The following is a 17,797-nucleotide window of genomic DNA, read 5'->3' as shown; positions in this document are numbered from 1 at the left end:
AAGGCACCTCCATTTATTTCAGCCGATATTTTTTCCATTTAAAGCACGTCTCGACATAATATAACATATTTAAGAGGTTTTATTCAAAAAAATGTTAAATTGTGAGTTCTAAAGTTTCATGGATTTTAAGAATTGCTAGTCTAAAAGACTGGTTGCCTTACAAACATTTCCTTGAGACGGTGAAGACCAGTGAATTGAACACATCACGAATCAAAAAGGGAGGTGAATGGGTGGATTGGGAGTAAGCGGTAAAGTGGGTGAGGGAAGATGAAGGGAATAGCCAATGTACTTTTAGCAGGTAGACACTGGCTTTGCTTGAGAATGTCTCTTTCAATAAAGAATGACTGCTATTTAATGGGTAAGAGAGGCAAAAAAAGCGTGGGGAAGCCAGCAGGCGAAAAGAAATGTGTTCCGACCGTTTTTTGTGCTAATCGGGACATTTCAAGGTTTTCAAAGCTTAGCTTTCACCCGCAATTTCTCTGCATTCGCTTTTGACATGCTAGCGTGAAATAAAAGGACTGCCGGTCACCCAAAAGCGCCAAGGATAGTCTTTCGCTTCCCCCGAGTTCCCGATGCCGATACGGGGTCCGCTTGAAATATAATCGGGTCGTTTGCCGGAAGCAAGATAAAGTGGGGGTTCTGTAAACATATGTCCGTAATCTGACATCGTGATGCCAAGTGCCTTGGATAACTTCCCGGGTCCGTTCGTCAGTTTGCGGACATCAGAAAGACCACGCCTTTCATGCATTAATTCCACTCCCACATAGGGCTCCACTGCCCGAATCAAGATGGCTTCCGGAATTTCGGGACCGCCACTCACGACATTCACAAGGGTATGGGTATGCATGGAATATGTATAAATCATGCCGGATTCACCGAACATGACTTCCGTCCGCTTCGTCCTTCTATTGCCAAAGCTATGAGCTGCCCTGTCTATGGCCCCCATATAGGCTTCGGTTTCGACGATAAAACCAGCAGCCGTTCCTTCCGGGGTCTCTTTCACAAGCAGGCAACCCAAAAGGGATTGGGCCAGCTCAATCGTCGGCTGGTTGTAAAATTCCGGTGGCAAAATGGATGGGATGGTAGGTTCTTTTTGCATCGTATCACTCCAATAAGTAGGTTACAGTTAAAATTCCCTTATCGAAGAAAAAGAAACCTCAGGATACAAAATGAAAAAATCGACTACGCATGCAGCCGATCCATTAGCTTATAGGCTCCTATCGCTTTGCATTTCCTGATCCCGCTTGATTTTACCCGGCCCCACGGAAAGAGCGACCAATATTCCGGCAAAAATAAAAAAGACACCGGTAATGAAGACACTGGAAAAGGCATCGATCCAAGCATGTTCAATCGTCTTGATCAGGACTTGGCGGGCTTCATCCGGCAGTTTCAGGTTTTCAGGATAAAGCATGATATTGAATAGCTTATCTGTCTGATTGGCTAGCCCTTTCAAGGCTTCATGCAGTACAGGGTTCTTTTCGCTCAGCACGGCATCATCCATATTTTGTTGAAGATGATGGTTCATGACGGCATTCAAGATCGTAATCCCCATCGTTCCGCCAATGGAACGAAAGAAGGTAGAGGCTGCGGTGACCGAACCAAGCTGCGACTTTGGGAATTCATTCTGAACGGCAATCATCAACGTCGGCATGACTAGCCCCATTCCCACTCCAAGGACTGCCATGAAAATAAAGGCGGTCAGGATATTGGTTTCACCATCCATCGTACTCATGAGGATGAATCCAAGCGTTGCAAAAAACATTCCGGAGGTAAGCACCGTACGAAAGCGGAAGGTTAACAGCAGCCGGCCCCCGACGATACTGGCGAGAATCATGCCGATCATCATCGGGGTCATGGTCGAACCCGCTTTAGTCGGTGACACGCCAAGCACGCCCTGCATGAAAAGCGGAACGAACATGATGGCCCCAAACATGCCAAGGCCCAGTAGAAACCCTAAAATGTTCGTGGTGGCAAATACCCTATTTTTAAATAGGGATAAATCCAGGATCGGTTCAACGGCCCTTCTTTCAAACACCACAAAAAGGGCAAGGAAAACGAGAGTACTCCCAAAGATGGAAATAGAGTCGATCGACATCCACTCGAACTTATCACCCCCGAAGGTCAAGCCCAACAAAAGCAACACGATGCCAGGGATTAAGGTGAAAATCCCTAGATAATCGATGTGAACGTTCTCTTTTTTCAAGATGGTTTCATGCTTTAATCCGACGTAAATCATTCCTGCTGATAATAAACCGGTTGGTACATTGATGAGGAAAATCCAATGCCAGCTAATATGGTCTACAATCAGTCCACCCAAAAATGGACCGATAACGGCGCTTAATCCAAAAATGGCCCCGAAAACACCTTGCCATTTAGCTCTCTGTTCAGCTGTGAAAATGTCTCCGATAATAGTCTGGGATAAGGGCATGATCATCCCGCCCCCGATTCCTTGAAGGCCACGGTAAATGATGAGCTGTTCCATTGAAGTGGCGGTGGCACATAAAAAGGAGCCAATCGTAAAGATGATCGTTCCCAGCAGGTAAAGGGAACGCCTGCCATATAAATCCGATAATTTCCCGACGATAGGAACGACGGTGGTGGAGGCAATTAAATAGGCGGTCGTCACCCAAGCGAAGATGGTGAAGCCATTCAATTCCCCGATGATCGTCGGCATTGCTGTACCGACAATCGTTTGCTCCAATGAGCTGAAAAACATCCCGATGATCAATCCGGTCAAGACAAGCGTGGTATTGATTGACTTTTTCTCCATATCCATTTCGCGTCTCCATTCTTGTAAAGTTCAATCTCCATTGTAAGATATTGACTAAGTGGCCAAAATTATAAACTTTTTCTGACTATATAGTCAATCCATATTTTTCGCTAAAAAAATCACTTGATTGGGATGGAATCTTAAAGGAATGGATCCCGTTATATTTTTCTTTTACACACACTAGGAAGTCTTGGGCATGTTTCTCATTTCTGAATCCGTTATAATAAGATACTAAATGAAGTTATGATTGGAAGTGGGAAATATGAATAAAAAAATTGGATTCATTGGATGCGGTAAAATGGGAGAGGCGATGCTGGGAGGCATGCTTCGTTCGGGCGTCGTATCTTCAGAAATGATCATGGTCAGTACGGCAAGTGTAGGGACCTTGACTAAAGTCACTTCAAAACATGGAGTGCAAGGGTGTTTGGACAATAAGGAAGTGGCAGGATTTGCCGATATGCTTTTCCTTGCTATTCCACCGTCCATGCACGAGCGGGTGCTATCTGAAGTGAAGGATTATATAAAAGAAGATGTTGTGATCGTTACGATGGCCGCTGGAATCACCTCGTCACAAATCGAAGAGGGCATCGGAAAACGGGTGAAGGTCGCAAGGACGATGCCGAACACTCCATCACTTGTAGGGGAAGGCATGACAGTAATCAGCATGAATGATGAAATCGATACTGCCGACATAAGGGAAGTCACAACACTATTGAACAGCTTTGGAAAAACGGAGCTCATCCAAGAACACCTGATGGATGCGGTGCCGGCAATCAGTGGATCTTCACCCGCTTATGTGTACATGTTCATCGAAGCCCTCGCGGATGGCGGTGTACGTGATGGTATCCCGAGGAAGCAAGCTTATCGGATGGCTGCCCAAGCTGTTTTAGGCGCGGCTAAAATGGTACTTGAAACGGAGAAGCATCCTGGAGCGTTGAAGGATGATGTGTGTACCCCGGGTGGTTCAACGATTGCGGCCGTTGCCACTTTGGAAGAGAATCGGTTCAGGGCAAGCGTTTTGGAGGCGATGAAGGCCTGCACGGATAAAACAAAGGGAATCAATCACTGAGAGAAGGGAATTTGCCTGACAAATGGGTAACTTCCCCGGGAACTTTAATCAGAATATTTCGTTAAAAAACAGGGGGAAAAGACATGAAGGAACATATTGAACAATTAAGAAGCATTTTATCGGCAGGACAAATATCCGTGAATGAAACGATACTGGAACAACATAGTCATGATGAATCGTATCATGCGCCAAGGTTACCGGATGTGGTCATTTATCCGAGAAATGCCTTAGAAACGAGTGCTGTCGTACGGTACGCCAATGAGCAAGGAATCCCAATCATTCCTTTTGGTTTGGGGTCGAGTTTGGAAGGGCATGTAGTCCCTGTAAACGGAGGGATCTCACTTGATTTATCCTTGATGAATAAGGTGCTTGAAATCAGCGCAGGCGATTTTTTAGTGAAGGTCCAACCGGGAGTAACACGGACACAATTGAATAAAGAACTGAAAAAATACGGGCTCTTTTTCTCGGTTGACCCAGGTGCCGACGCAACATTAGGTGGGATGGCGGCAACGAATGCAAGTGGGACGACTTCTGTTAAATACGGGATCATGAGGGATCAGGTTAGGGATTTGGAAGTGGTGCTTGCTAATGGGGAAATCATACATACCGGAAGTTCAGCGGCAAAATCTTCATCCGGGATTCACTTGAATGGGTTATTTGTCGGTTCGGAAGGCACGCTAGGGGTATTTACCGAATTAACGTTAAAGGTCTACGGGATCCCGGAAGTGACGATGGCGGGGAGGGCCTCATTTCCAACCGTCGAAGCTGCGGTAGCAGCCGTGAATGGCATCATGGTTGCCGGAATTCCCATCGCACGAATCGAGCTAGTGGACTCGGAATCTATGAAAAAGGTAAATCAGTTCTTGGATAAGTCCTATGATGTAAAACCTACATTATTCTTGGAGTTTCACGGGAATGCAGCGGGGCTTGAGCAGGATGTGACATTCGCAAAGGAAATTGTCCGGGATTTAGGGTGTGAAGATATCCAGTTTGAAACGGATTCGAAAGCGCGTAACGAATTGTGGGAAGCCCGCCATAATCTTGCTTATGCATTCATCCATAGTGCACCAGGCAAAAAATTGATGGTGACTGATGTAAGCGTGCCTTTGAACGAATTGTCTCATGCCATTTTGGATTCGAGGGAAAAGATCGAACAATCGAAAGTGGAAGGTGCGATCGTCGGTCACGTGGGTGATGGGAATTATCATGTCTTGTTCATGGTGGACCTTAGTAACCCAGAGGAAGTGGTGGAAGCAAAGCGGATAAATGAGGAGATTGTCGAATACGCACTAACTAAAGGCGGTACGTGTACGGGGGAACATGGAGTAGGACTTGGGAAAAGAAAATATCAGCGGAGAGAGCATGGCACTGCATACGAAGTGATGAAAACGATCAAGCAGGCTTTGGACCCGAAAGGCATCATGAATCCTGGCAAAGTATTTGAAGACTGACCACACATAACGGTGGGTCGAAAATGATCATGTTCTTGTGCGTGTAGAAAAATACAAATACAAAAAAGACTCCAGGACGTCATGAACGTCACTGGAGCTTATCATTTTAGGCATTAATATTATTTTGATCCAAGGCACTTACTACATTGACGTAATTATATCCAAGGTCCGTCGCAACAGCCTCAAACGTGATTTCGCCGTTGGCCACGTTTACCCCTTTTGCAAGGGCTTCATTTTCAAGAATGGCTTTAACAGCCCCCTTATTGGCAATTTGCAATGCGTAAGGAACGGTTACGTTCGTCAACGCTGTGGTCGATGTTTGAGGGACCGCACCAGGCATGTTCGCCACTGCATAGTGGACAACTCCGTGTTTTACGTAAGTAGGGTTGTCATGTGTTGTGATATGGTCAACCGTTTCAAAGATACCACCTTGGTCAATGGCTACATCGACAATGACTGACCCCGGCGACATGGATTTGACCATTTCTTCCGTGACAAGTTTTGGAGCTTTTGCACCTGGAATCAGGACAGCCCCGATGACTAGGTCCGCATCTTTAACGGCTTCCGCTACATTGAATGGATTGGAAATGAGAGTGGTCAACTGATTTCCAAAAATATCATCCAGTTGGCGCAGACGGTCGGGACTTAAGTCAAGGATGGTTACATCCGCTCCCAGACCGATGGCGATTTTGGCTGCATTCGTTCCAACCATACCACCCCCGATGACCGCTACTTTACCGCGTTTGACACCAGGTACACCGCTTAGGAGGATACCTTTACCCCCGTTGTTTTTCTCAAGGAATTGAGCACCGATTTGTGAGGCCATGCGTCCAGCGACTTCGCTCATTGGCGTTAATAATGGAAGTGTGCGATTTACGGAAACGGTTTCATAGGCAATGGCCAATACACCATTTTCCTTTAATGCTTTTGCCAATTCCGGTTCGGCGGCAAGGTGAAGATATGTGAAAAGAATCAAGTCTTTACGGAAATATTTATATTCAGATGGGATAGGTTCTTTTACCTTCATGATCATGTCCGTGCTTTCCCAAACGCTTGCAGCATCTTCGACCATGATGGCGCCGGCTTCCTGGTAGGATTCATTGGTGAAACTGCTTCCTAAGCCTGCGTTTACTTCTATAAAAACTTCATGTCCGGCATTGGCTAATGCCATAACACCAGCGGGAGTGATAGCTACACGGTTTTCGTTGTTCTTGATTTCTTTCGGAATGCCTATTCTCATCTAAAATACCTCCAATGGTTTCTTTTAAGTATTACCTAAAGTATAAACGCGATTGGAAAAGGTTAGTATGTGGAAATCAGAAAAGTGGAAAAGAGGCCTTTGTGAAATTCCACAAAGGCAGAGTCAAAAGGTATGGGTAACTATTGGATACGAGCCTGGATGACCAAGGTGTACGTAAGAAAATCTGACATGGAACTAATCAGTGGAACCGATTTCCTTCATTCGTTCTATAATTCTTCTTTTCTTATAAAGCATCATGCCTGTATCGGCCATATCGGAGATCATGGAACGATTGGTGAATGCACCAAAGATGATGCCTGCGACGGGAACCATCTGCAAAAGTTTCTTCCAACCGAATTGATCGCGATATGTATAGACCACTTCCCGCCAGCCTTGAAGCTCGGAAGCAATTTCTCTTTTAGATTCGGACCCAGGAAGGACCATGTTCTCCATTTCCTTTAAGAGCGTCTTTTTCCCGACGACATCAGATGTAGTGAACTGTAGGCATTTGACGATGAAAACCCGTTCCTGCTTGTCCCGTGGATTGTAACCATAGGCTACGGCCATGTCTTGCAGGGTTTTAATGGACATGCCAAGGAGGAGGGGGATATCGATGGCTAAAGTGAAAACTCCGCCTATTCCTGTACTGGCCCCCTGGACCGTCGCTAAATGACTACCCGATTTTTTAATATCTTGACCAACTTTGTCCATCACTTGGAGTGGCACATCCCTGGAGATATCTTCAATGGTAGTGATGTTCAAATTTGGGCTATGAACCTCCACCTTCCTGATGATGGCAGATTCCTTCGTTAGGTATTTGCCGCCTGTTTGTATGTAGCTACCTATTTCATCGAGCAGGGCACCCAACCTTTTTTGAATGAAGGACGGGGTCACTTTGTCGAGTATCTTAAAGGGGAGGCGACCGATTCGGTCCCAAAACCATAGACCTTTCTGTTCCTTTTCCCACTTATTTATGATTTGCAATTCTTTCTCAAGTTCTTCTCTTGGTTCCAGATTCATGGTGGTCATTCTCCTTTCCGTCTTCCTATCTTTACCCGTAATGTAAGATTCATCGTGCTTTTTTTAGAAATTCTTTATATTGTTCGATCTTGATGTCTAGAAAGAGGGACATCTTTTGAATCGGGTCCTTTAGGCGGATATTCCCGATTTCACTTATCCGTTTTAATCGGTAGTTCAACGTATTCACATGGATATGGAGAGTCCTTGAAGCTTCATTGGGATTGCCGTCTTTTTCGAGATAGACGGTCAGTGTGTGCAATAATTCGGTCTGATTTTTCATATCGTATGCTTTGAGCTTTAAAACAGAAGGATGGACCGTTCGCTGTTTGTTGTTTGCAAAGACATCAAGCATTTGAAACATGCCGAGCTCTTCATAATGCAGGATGTGATTCATATCGTTTGGAAAAATCGACTTCATTTTCAGGGTATATAGCGCTTCCTCATAACTTGATTTCACGTCGGTCAGGTTTTTATACATGTTCCCGGATGTTCCAAGGATATGTTCCACACCAAACCGTCGTTGCATTTCCAATATGAAGTAAGGGATGAATTCATAAGTGGAGAAGGCAGATTCATTCTCCTGATTGAATCCAGTAAAAAGGATGAGCCTATTCTGGTCTATGGCAAAAAGGAAACTATGAATCTTTTGGGTGGTCGTTAGCATATAGGAAATGAAACGTTCGACTTCACGGTTGATTTCGTTTGGGAATTCAAATACCAATATAGAAAAGACGACTGGGACATGGATGGAAAACTTAGTGAAATGCTCGAGTATTTCCGATTCTTCCTGATAGTGTCCCGTCAACATGCGCCAAAGAAACTCCTGGTGTCCCGCTTCTTTCCTTTTCTTTTTCAATTGCAGTTGTTGTAGTTGATTTTTTGCTTCCTTGGCAGAGAAGTGGAGAAATTCCATATCCTCTTCGGAGAAAGGTTCGTTTACTTCCAATGCCCAGATGAAGCCCAGGACTTCATTGTTTTTCCGGATGGAAACCGCTGCCCGATTGCCAAGCCCGACGTCATGCCTGGCATCTATTTTTATCGGCATCCCATCTTTCAACAAGGAAGGGATGATGCCGTCTTTCCATAAGCTATTGATGACTTTTTCGGGTACCCGTCTGCCAATGATGGTCATGATCCGGGCTTGGTCTGTTGTATCATCATGGGTACTATAGGCAAGGAGACGATGGTTTCCGTCTTCTATTGTAATCGGACAACCTAAAACGGAACTGATTCTATCAGCAAACTCCATCATATCCCCATAAAGGTCTTTAAAAATATCTCTATTTTTCGTAAATTCCTTCATACTGCTAAGGCACCTCGCTTAAAAAATTCCTTCTTATACAAATTTTAAACGATTATCCTTATTTAACATAGTGATAGGATAGAAGAATTCCAGAAAATGAAAAAACCTGCTGAATCAGCAGGTTTTTGGAAACGTTAGAAAAAGAAATTAATAACCATGTAAATCAACCCTGCTAATGTAGCAGAAATAGGCAAGGTAATGAACCAAGTGATTAGCATTCTTTTTGCCGTTCCCCATTTAACACCCTTAACCCGGTGGGATGCACCGACTCCTAGGATGGAAGATGAAATAACATGAGTCGTACTTACTGGCATATGAATCAAAGTGGCACCGAAGATGATGAAGGCACCCGTTAAATCAGCGGCAACCCCATTGATAGGGCGAATCTTCATGATCTTTCCACCGACGGTCTTGATGATTTTCCATCCACCGATCGAGGTTCCAAGACCCATTGCCAAGGCACAACTGAATTGAACCCATAAAGCGATATCCGTGCTTGATGCATATCCATTGGCGATCAGGGCCAGTGTAATGATCCCCATCGCCTTTTGAGCATCATTCGTTCCATGTGTATACGATTGAAGGGCTGCTGTAGCAATCTGGATCGTACGGAACCTTTGATTCGTTTTCGTCAGGTTGTTGTTTTTGAAAACAACTTTAAAGATGCTGTAAACGATATACCCTATCACGAAAGCGATGATAGGAGAGAAAATCAACGCTTCGAGAATTTTCAAGAACCCTTCCCACTTAATGGAGGAGAATCCGGCTGCTGCAATTGCGGCACCTGCAATCGAACCTATCAATGCATGGGAGGAACTACTTGGTATTCCGTAATACCAAGTAAGAAGATTCCATATGATGGCCGAAAGTAGAGCAGCCATGATTACATAAGAACCATTCGGGAGGGTGAACGGATCCACAATATCCTTCGTGATCGTCTTCGCCACGCCTGTGAAAGTCATGGCTCCAACAAAATTCATGATAGCTGCTAAGATGATAGCATGCCTTGGTTTTAACGCTTTTGTTGAAACAGATGTAGCAATGGCATTCGCTGTATCATGGAAACCATTGATGAAGTCGAATGCAAGTGCTAGGAAAACAATGATAATCGTTAAAATCAATAAAGTATCCATTTTTGGGGGTACTCCTTAGGCGTTTTTCATTATGATTGTTTCAAGTGTATTGGCAACGGCTTGACAGTTGTCGGCAATTTCTTCAAGGCTCTCGTAAATCTCTTTATATTGGATGATTCTGATTGGATCTTTCTCAACCGTAAACAGGTTTTTGATGGATTGGCGTTGGATGCCATCACAAACAGATTCAAGTTCTTTAATCTTAATCGCGTTTTCACGGATCATTGGTAATTTTTTAGTAGATAGCGTATCGACAGCTGTTTCGATTTCATAGGTGCATTCTTTAATGGCATCGACGAATTTAAGCATGTACTCATCGGCATTAACGATAGAATACATTTCGAATAGAGCGGAACAATGCTCCAAACCGTCTATGACATCATCCATTCTCATGGTTAATTCAAGAATATCTTCACGCTCTATAGGAGTAATGAAGGCGTTGTTTAATTCTTTAATGATGGTGTGAACCATTTCATCGCCCTTGTGCTCATAATCTTTCATCGTATCTGAAAAAACTTTTAAGTCGCTGATATTTTTAAGCTTATAATCTGCGAAATAGTCCGCACTTTCTTTGATGTTTTGAGCAATATTTAATAACATCACTGCAAATTTGTCTTTTTTAGATTTAAAAGCCATGGTTAATGCCTCCCAATTAGTCAAGCGTAATTTTACGTATAGATGTGTACGCTTTAGTATTAACAACTTGATTGTAACGAATTCATCTAGCAATAGGGAAGGTTTTTCGACGAAAATTTACAAAATCTTAATAAAACTTTACAAAAAGATAAAGGAAAAGTGAAATTTGGGAATATCTACAATGATGAAGAGAGAAAAGAGAAGAAAAAAACCTTTCCGGATTGGAAAGGTTCAAGTGTTGGATTATAAAAATAATGAAATAATATAGTATATGGTTGCAGCCAATCCTGCGGAAATTGGTAACGTGATGAACCATGTCACCAGCATGCTTTTGGCGGTTGTCCATTTTACCCCTTTGATTCGGTGAGCTGAGCCTACACCAAGTATTGAAGAGGAGATGACATGGGTTGTACTTACAGGCATATGAATGAAGGTAGCCCCTAAGATGATGGCGGCACCCGACATATCAGCGGCCACTCCGTTTATCGGACGGATCTTCATGATTTTCCCACCGACCGTCTTGATGATTTTCCATCCGCCTATTGAAGTACCTAAGGCCATGGCAATCGCACAGGAAAGTTGTACCCAGAATGGGATGTCGGAGCTATGAGCAAATCCATTAGCCATTAAAGCCAATGTGATGATCCCCATCGACTTTTGCGCATCATTTGTTCCGTGTGTATAGGATTGAATCGCAGCAGTAAGAATTTGAATCCTCCGGAAACGTTTATTGGTCTTGCCTAAGTTATTATTTTTAAAGATGATCTTGAAGATGCTATACACGATAAAACCGACTGCAAATGCAATGATAGGAGATAAGATCAAGGCTTGGACGATCTTAGAAAACCCACTCCACTTGATGGAATCGAAACCACCTGATATTATGGCAGCTCCAGCAATGGATCCGATGATGGCATGGGAAGAACTGCTTGGAATGCCAACGTACCAGGTGACCAAATTCCAAATAATTGCAGATAGTAGGGCGGCAAGAATGACATAAGAACCATTATTTAAGGTAAATGGATCGACAATGTCCTTCGTTATGGTTTGGGCTACCCCTGTAAAGGTCAATGCTCCCAATAAGTTCATGATCGCAGCCATGATGATGGCGTGCCGAGGTTGTAGTGCCTTAGTTGAAACAGCGGTAGCGATTGCATTGGCCGTATCATGGAACCCATTGATAAAGTCAAAAACTAAAGCAAAGAAGATAATTGCAGCTGTTAAAATGAATAGACTACTCATGCATGTAAGACTCCCTTAATGTTCAAGTATGTAAATATAAAACCTAGTTTGCGGATACAAAGTGGACGAGAGATTAGTCTTGAAACTCCTACTATTTAGAATGGGAGTTATATCGATTGATTATTCTTTTGAAAAGGTGGCACCTACTTTTAACATTTTTTTGCCCAACTATTCAATTGTAACGAATTTCTTATCTATAAGGATAGATGTTTCGTCATTTTTTTACAAAATATTTTATTCATTCGATGAAAAATTGCCTATTCATTCTTTTTTTAAATAATAATGGATAGTTTACCAAAGGATTTGGTGGATTGAAAGCTGAAAATTCCGAGGTGAATGGTTAGAAATGCAAGGTATCTGATGCTATAATTGGAAAATAAAACTAAGGGGGAATGTCACGTGATTTCAAGTGTTGGTGAGAAGATAACTTTACATAATGGAGTGCAAATGCCGCAGCTGGGCTTCGGTGTCTTTAAGGTGAAAAACGGTGAGGAAACGGTTGAATCAGTCAAGAAGGCCATTGAGGTAGGTTACCGTGCAATCGATACGGCCGCCATCTACGAAAATGAAGAAGGTGTGGGGCAGGCGATTCGGGAAAGTGGCATCCCACGTGAAGAACTATTCATTACATCGAAAGTATGGAATACGGAACAAGGATATGAAACGACCCTTCAAGCTTTCGAGGATAGCATGGAACGTCTAGGTTTGGAGTATTTGGACTTATATTTGATTCATTGGCCAGGTCAGGATAAATACCTGGAAACATGGAAGGCACTTGAGAAACTTTATCATGATGGAAAAGTGAAAGCGATCGGCGTAAGTAATTTCCATGTTCACCATCTGGAAAACTTATTGGCAAACAGTGAGGTTAAGCCTGTCGTCAATCAAATTGAATTACATCCATTGTTAACTCAAACCGAAATTCGTGATTACTGCAAAAAACATGATATCAAGGTAGAGGCGTGGAGTCCGCTTGGACGGGGGCATTTAATCGATGAACCTACAATCAACCATATTGCGAAAAAGCATGGGAAAAGCGCTGCACAAGTATTGATCAGATGGCACCTACAACATGATATCGTAGTTATTCCAAAGTCGATTACACCTTCGCGTATCGTAGAAAATGCTCAAGTGTTTGACTTTTCATTGAGCCTTAATGAGATGAACCAAATCGACGCCTTGAATAAAAATGAACGATTCGGTAGCAACCCGGATGAACTGATTTTTTAACCAATTTCACGAACCCTAAAAAGAGTGCCCAGAGAAATTCTGGACACTCTTTTTTTTAACATATTATAGATGGAAACTGTCTATACTAACAGTGGAAGACGAAATGAAAAATAGTATATACCCCTTTCTCTACATCGATAATCTCTTTTTCGGTTCCAAAAAAATTAAAATAAAATAAGGTTTTAGATTTAGAATAAGGGGAAAATACTTAGTACAACAGCAAACAAGAAGAAAACACACACAGACGTTAAGCGGTGTCCAATCAACTTCATTTTAAAATGACAATTACCTTTTTAAATAACCAAAAACATTCGCATTATTAAGATATGCGTACCAGGCATTATACCTTTTGAGTGTAAAGGTTATGGTGTTGATCGGACACGAATAATGAAAGTGATGAGAATTTCTTCAAGTCTGTTGAATAAAATTCATTTACTCAAGGAGGAAATATATTATGGGATTCTTATGGTCATTAATTATCGGTGGTATTATCGGTTGGTTAGCAGGTATGATTATCGGACGTGACGTACCATTCGGTATCGTTGGTAACATCATTGCAGGTTTTGTTGGTGCATGGTTAGGTTCATTAATTCTTGGAACTTGGGGACCTTCAGTAGCAGATTTCGCTATCATTCCAGCATTAATCGGTGCTATCGTATTTGTCTTCATCTTAAGCTTAATCTTAAGAGGAACAAGAAAAGCTTCATAAATAAAGAAAATGTAGCTGGCCTAAACGGCCAGCTTATTTTTTTGGGAGAATTTCAAGGTAATCGCTAATAATAGCGGTTGCCTTCTTTCCATTAATTAATATAGAAGAAAGCATTATTTGCTATTTAAATATATAAAAATTATTGTCATTTACTTAATAAAAAGGATAAATAATCAATATATAGGATGAATGTAAAATTATGATGTTTTTAAAATAATAATAATTGTATACTGAAAAATGGGGAGGGAGAATGAGAATGATGATATCAAAAAAAATGATGGGGATGCTTCTTGCAGTCACGGGCTTATTATTAGTAGCAGGCTGCGGTAGTGAAGAGAAAGTTCAAGAACAGACGATTAAAGTGGGCGTTTCCGCGGGCCCTTTTGAAGAGGTGGCCAAAAAGGTGAAAGAGGTGGCCAAGGAAGAGGGAATCAAAATGGAGATTGTCCCATTCAATGATTTCGTCACGCCTAACCGCGCTCTTGAAAATGGGGACTTGGATGTTAATGTATTCCAAACCAAACCATATTTAGAACAATATAACGAGAATCACAAAGCCAATATCGCAACGGTGGGGAAGGTTTTCACCACGAATATGGCTTTTTATTCGAAAAAATACAAAACGATCGAGGAAATTCCTGAAGGGGCCACTCTAGGAATCATGAATGATCCTCTTAATCTGTGGCGTGGTCTTTTGTTATATGAAGAAGCGGGTTTAATTAAATTGAAGCCGGGTCTTGAAAACTACGCAACCATCCAGGACATCGCAGAAAATCCAAAAAAATTGAAATTCAAGGAGTTAGAAGGCGGTATGCTTGCTCCAGCGATGAATAGCCTGGACGTTGCGATTATCCCTAGTAATTTTGCAATCCAGAATGGATACGACCCGAAGGAAGATCCATTATATATCGAACAAGGGGACAAGTTCCCGATTTACTTGGCAACCGCAGAAGAAAATAAAGATAATGAAGACTATAAAAAATTAACTGAATTATATAGTTCCAAAGAAGTGAAAGCATTCATTAAAGAAAAGTACGATGGTGTGTTCAAAACGGTCGATCATCCTTTTGAATGAAAGGAGAGAAAGGCACAGTAAAGAAGGCTCTTTGCTGGTCCAAACCTGGAAATGAAGGATAAGTAGGGGGGCTAGAATGATCCAGCTGACTGATATACACAAAACATATGTAGAGGGAAAAAAAAGCATTCATGCCTTAAAGGGTGTATCCCTTTCCGTGAACAGGGGAGAGATTTTCGGTGTGATTGGTTTTAGCGGAGCCGGAAAGAGCACGTTGCTTCGGACGGTCAATCTGCTGGAAAAGCCGACTAGCGGAAAAGTCATCGTGAATGGAGTCGATTTACTGCAATTGAGTGAACGGGAATTGCGGTCATCCCGAAAGAAAATCGGGATGATCTTTCAGCATTTTAATTTGCTGGATTCCTATAATGTGTTTGATAATGTCGCAGAAATCTTAAGAATGAATAAGATGTCCAAACGAGAAATCAAGCAAAAGGTGGACGGTTTGCTTTTGTTAGTGGGCTTGCAGGATAAAGCGGGGGAATATCCTGCCCAGCTGTCAGGAGGACAAAAACAAAGGGTGGGGATCGCTCGCGCCTTGGCGATGGACCCCGAACTTCTTTTATGTGATGAGGCCACCTCCGCGTTAGATCCACAAACGACGGAATCCATTCTTGAACTTTTGCTTGATATTAATGAAAAAATGGGATTGACGATCATGCTGATCACCCATGAGATGGATGTCATTAAAAAAATCTGTGATCGGGTGGCTGTCATGGAGCAGGGGGAAATCATCGAACAGGGGTCAGTTCATGATATTTTCAGTACACCTCAAGCCCCGACGACGAAAAACTTCATCCGAACCGTTTTCGATGATACGGTTCCAAAAGACTTGTTGAATAAAATGCAGCATGGAAGTTCGTCCTATAAAGTGGTCAGGATCTCATTCAGGGGAGACGATGCACTTAATCCTGTGCTACATTCTCTTGCCGTACGGTTTTCCGTGGTCACCAATGTGCTAAGCGGTTCGATGATTTCAGTGAAAGGAATGCCACTTGGGATGATGGTGCTACATATTTCAGGTAAGGAAGAATCGATTTTACAGGCCATCGATTTTCTCGAACAGGCGGTTCATCATGTGGAAATAAAACGGGATTCAGAGGTGATGATGTCATGATGGAGAGATTGGTAGGGATGTCGCCGTTATTTACACAGTCGCTGTACGAAACAGTAATGATGGTTGGAATCGCTCTTTTCGTGGCCACCATCATAGGCATTCCACTTGGGGTGTTATTGGTGATAACAAGAAAAGATCATCTAGCACCGAATAAACTGGTCTTTCTTATATTGAATATACTTGTTAACATCATCCGGTCCGTGCCGTTTATCATATTGATTGTGGCCATCATCCCTTTCACTGAATGGGTGGCAGGCACGGCGATAGGCGTTAAGGGCGCGATTGTCCCACTGATCGTATTTACCGCCCCGTATATCGCACGATTGATAGAAACGGCCTTGCTCGAAGTGGACCGCGGCATCATTGAAGCCTACTTGGCCATGGGAGCGACACGGACACAAATCATCTTTCGAATCATGTTACGTGAAGCTAGACCAGGGATCGTCCTTTGTTTGACGATTGCAACGATAGGGTTGATCGGAGCAACGGCAATGGCCGGGGCTGTGGGAGCGGGGGGACTCGGTGATCTGGCACTACGGTATGGGTACCAACAATGGGATCTTCCTGTCATGTTCCTGACGGTCCTCCTATTGATCTGCCTCGTTCAGCTAATCCAATCTTTTGGGAATTGGGCGGCCGCTACATTAAAAAAAGGTTCATAATCAAAAAAAGCTGGCTCAAAGACGATGAGCCAGCTTTTTTATGGTTTATAACGTATCAAAGATACTGGGCTTATCCAGGAAAGGCGCTTCGATGGCGATTTTTTCTTCGGAGATAGGATGGATGAATTCCATTTTCCTGGCATGAAGGGCCTGACGTGGAAAGGACCTCTTTCCGCCATACAGAGTATCCCCGGCCAATGGATGATTCAAGTGGCTGAAGTGCACCCGGATTTGGTGGGTCCTGCCACTTTCTAATGTGCAGCTGACAAGTGTCCGATTTTCTTTAGGGTACCGTTCAAGGACTTGATAATGAGTGATGGCTGTCTGTCCGGATGGAGATACTCTTCGTCTCGTCGCATGATGCCGGTCCCGCCCAATCTTTTCTTCGATTTTTCCTGCGTTTTTTTGAAGGATCCCTTCCACTAAAGCATAATAGGTTCTCTTGATGTTCCGTTCTTCAAGCATTCTATCGAGCATGGAGCCGGTCAGTCGCTCTTTAGCAAAAAGGACGGCGCCGGTGGTATCTTTATCGAGTCTATGAATATGTTTTATCATGCAGGTTTGGCCGGTTACCTGAAGGTGGTGGGCCACCCCGTTGATCAGCGAATTCCTATCACCGGAATGAGAGGGGTGGGTATCCATTCCTGCCGGTTTGTTTGCAATCAATAACAAATCATCTTCATATAAGATGGTGATTCCCAAATCTGTAGCGGGTACTCGATCATCATCAACGTGAAGCAACGGAATCTGGATCGTATCCCCTTCAGAAATTTTACTTGTCCAAGGAGTGATGACATCATTCACTTTTACTTCCTTACTCATTCTCCATTCATGAACAAGTTTCTTTGGAGCCTTCCAATGGTCTCTAAAAAGACCTTCTAATGTAAAACCATCCAATTGTTTATGTACAGTGATGAATAATTCATCGTTTTTTACTGTGAAATGTTTCAAATTTATTCCTACTTTCGTTGGATTAGATTGTATTTTTAAGAAAAAAATATATAATAATTACAATGAACTGTGAAAAAAGAATCATTAGACCTATTGAAAATGAGTCGGTGGGTTAAATTACCACATTATTTTTACAGTTTTTATGTTATTCTATTAAAAAAAGGATGAACCTCTAAGATTAAACAAACA

16 protein-coding genes are annotated in these 17,797 nt (G+C 42.7%); 7 read left to right on the top strand and 9 right to left on the bottom strand.

The window, feature by feature from the left end; genetic code table 11:
- Positions 1-499: 499 nt before the first annotated feature.
- Positions 500-1,099, bottom strand: coding sequence for a DNA-3-methyladenine glycosylase (locus tag ACQKL6_RS12700; RefSeq protein ID WP_427651207.1), 600 nt, complete (start codon positions 1,097-1,099; stop codon positions 500-502).
- Between the two features lie 108 nt (positions 1,100-1,207).
- A complete protein-coding gene (locus ACQKL6_RS12695; RefSeq protein WP_427651206.1) occupies positions 1,208-2,776 on the bottom strand; it encodes an MDR family MFS transporter in 1,569 nt (522 codons plus the stop codon).
- A 256-nt stretch (positions 2,777-3,032) separates the two neighbouring features.
- Between ACQKL6_RS12695 and proC the strand changes: the two genes are divergently transcribed.
- Together proC and ACQKL6_RS12685 are read left to right on the top strand one after the other, a co-directional pair.
- Complete coding sequence (gene proC / locus ACQKL6_RS12690) at positions 3,033-3,839, top strand: pyrroline-5-carboxylate reductase (RefSeq protein ID WP_402990686.1); 807 nt, start codon at positions 3,033-3,035, stop codon at positions 3,837-3,839.
- A gap of 83 nt (positions 3,840-3,922) precedes the next feature.
- Positions 3,923-5,290, top strand: coding sequence for an FAD-binding oxidoreductase (locus ACQKL6_RS12685; protein WP_427651205.1), 1,368 nt, complete (start codon positions 3,923-3,925; stop codon positions 5,288-5,290).
- A gap of 106 nt (positions 5,291-5,396) precedes the next feature.
- On the opposite strand, the gene ald is transcribed toward ACQKL6_RS12685, so the two are convergent.
- The 6 genes from ald to ACQKL6_RS12655 form a co-directional block, all read right to left on the bottom strand.
- A complete protein-coding gene (gene ald / locus ACQKL6_RS12680) occupies positions 5,397-6,530 on the bottom strand; it encodes an alanine dehydrogenase (RefSeq protein WP_402867523.1) in 1,134 nt (377 codons plus the stop codon).
- 195 nt (positions 6,531-6,725) lie between these two features.
- Complete coding sequence (locus ACQKL6_RS12675) at positions 6,726-7,550, bottom strand: EcsC family protein (protein ID WP_402867524.1); 825 nt, start codon at positions 7,548-7,550, stop codon at positions 6,726-6,728.
- 49 nt (positions 7,551-7,599) lie between these two features.
- Entirely contained in the window at positions 7,600-8,853 is a 1,254-nt protein-coding gene (locus ACQKL6_RS12670) for a PucR family transcriptional regulator (protein WP_402867525.1), read from the bottom strand.
- Positions 8,854-8,987: 134 nt separating this feature from the next.
- Complete coding sequence (locus ACQKL6_RS12665) at positions 8,988-9,986, bottom strand: inorganic phosphate transporter (protein WP_402867526.1); 999 nt, start codon at positions 9,984-9,986, stop codon at positions 8,988-8,990.
- A 15-nt stretch (positions 9,987-10,001) separates the two neighbouring features.
- Entirely contained in the window at positions 10,002-10,622 is a 621-nt protein-coding gene (locus ACQKL6_RS12660; protein WP_402868506.1) for a DUF47 domain-containing protein, read from the bottom strand.
- A gap of 243 nt (positions 10,623-10,865) precedes the next feature.
- Positions 10,866-11,864, bottom strand: a complete 999-nt coding sequence (locus ACQKL6_RS12655) for an inorganic phosphate transporter (RefSeq protein ID WP_402867527.1) — start codon at positions 11,862-11,864, stop codon at positions 10,866-10,868.
- 447 nt (positions 11,865-12,311) lie between these two features.
- Between ACQKL6_RS12655 and ACQKL6_RS12650 the strand changes: the two genes are divergently transcribed.
- From ACQKL6_RS12650 to ACQKL6_RS12630, 5 genes are all read left to right on the top strand, one after another.
- The gene (locus ACQKL6_RS12650; RefSeq protein ID WP_402956022.1) at positions 12,312-13,094 is read left to right on the top strand and encodes an aldo/keto reductase; all 783 of its coding nucleotides are present in this window, start codon (positions 12,312-12,314) and stop codon (positions 13,092-13,094) included.
- A gap of 454 nt (positions 13,095-13,548) precedes the next feature.
- Positions 13,549-13,803: a GlsB/YeaQ/YmgE family stress response membrane protein gene (locus tag ACQKL6_RS12645; RefSeq protein ID WP_402867528.1), complete on the top strand. Its 255-nt coding sequence runs from the start codon at positions 13,549-13,551 to the stop codon at positions 13,801-13,803.
- Positions 13,804-14,059: 256 nt separating this feature from the next.
- Positions 14,060-14,878 (top strand): MetQ/NlpA family ABC transporter substrate-binding protein, encoded by an 819-nt coding sequence (locus ACQKL6_RS12640; RefSeq protein WP_402990680.1) that lies wholly within the window; start codon positions 14,060-14,062, stop codon positions 14,876-14,878.
- 76 nt (positions 14,879-14,954) lie between these two features.
- Positions 14,955-15,995, top strand: a complete 1,041-nt coding sequence (locus ACQKL6_RS12635) for a methionine ABC transporter ATP-binding protein (protein ID WP_402955297.1) — start codon at positions 14,955-14,957, stop codon at positions 15,993-15,995.
- Positions 15,995-16,657 carry a methionine ABC transporter permease gene (locus ACQKL6_RS12630; protein ID WP_427651232.1) on the top strand — a complete coding sequence of 221 codons (663 nt, stop codon included), beginning with the start codon at positions 15,995-15,997 and terminating at the stop codon, positions 16,655-16,657. The genes ACQKL6_RS12635 and ACQKL6_RS12630 overlap by 1 nt, the downstream gene beginning before the upstream one ends.
- 45 nt (positions 16,658-16,702) lie before the next feature.
- Here the strand turns inward: ACQKL6_RS12630 and ACQKL6_RS12625 are convergent, their stop codons facing one another.
- The gene (locus ACQKL6_RS12625; protein ID WP_402955300.1) at positions 16,703-17,608 is read right to left on the bottom strand and encodes an RluA family pseudouridine synthase; all 906 of its coding nucleotides are present in this window, start codon (positions 17,606-17,608) and stop codon (positions 16,703-16,705) included.
- Positions 17,609-17,797: the final 189 nt, after the last annotated feature.

The sequence above is a fragment of the Peribacillus sp. NPDC097197 genome (assembly GCF_050278025.1).
In the GTDB taxonomy this organism is placed as follows: Bacteria; Bacillota; Bacilli; order Bacillales; family DSM-1321; genus Peribacillus.
Note: the sequence above shows the minus strand (reverse complement) of the source record. Positions and strands in the feature narration are given on the sequence as shown.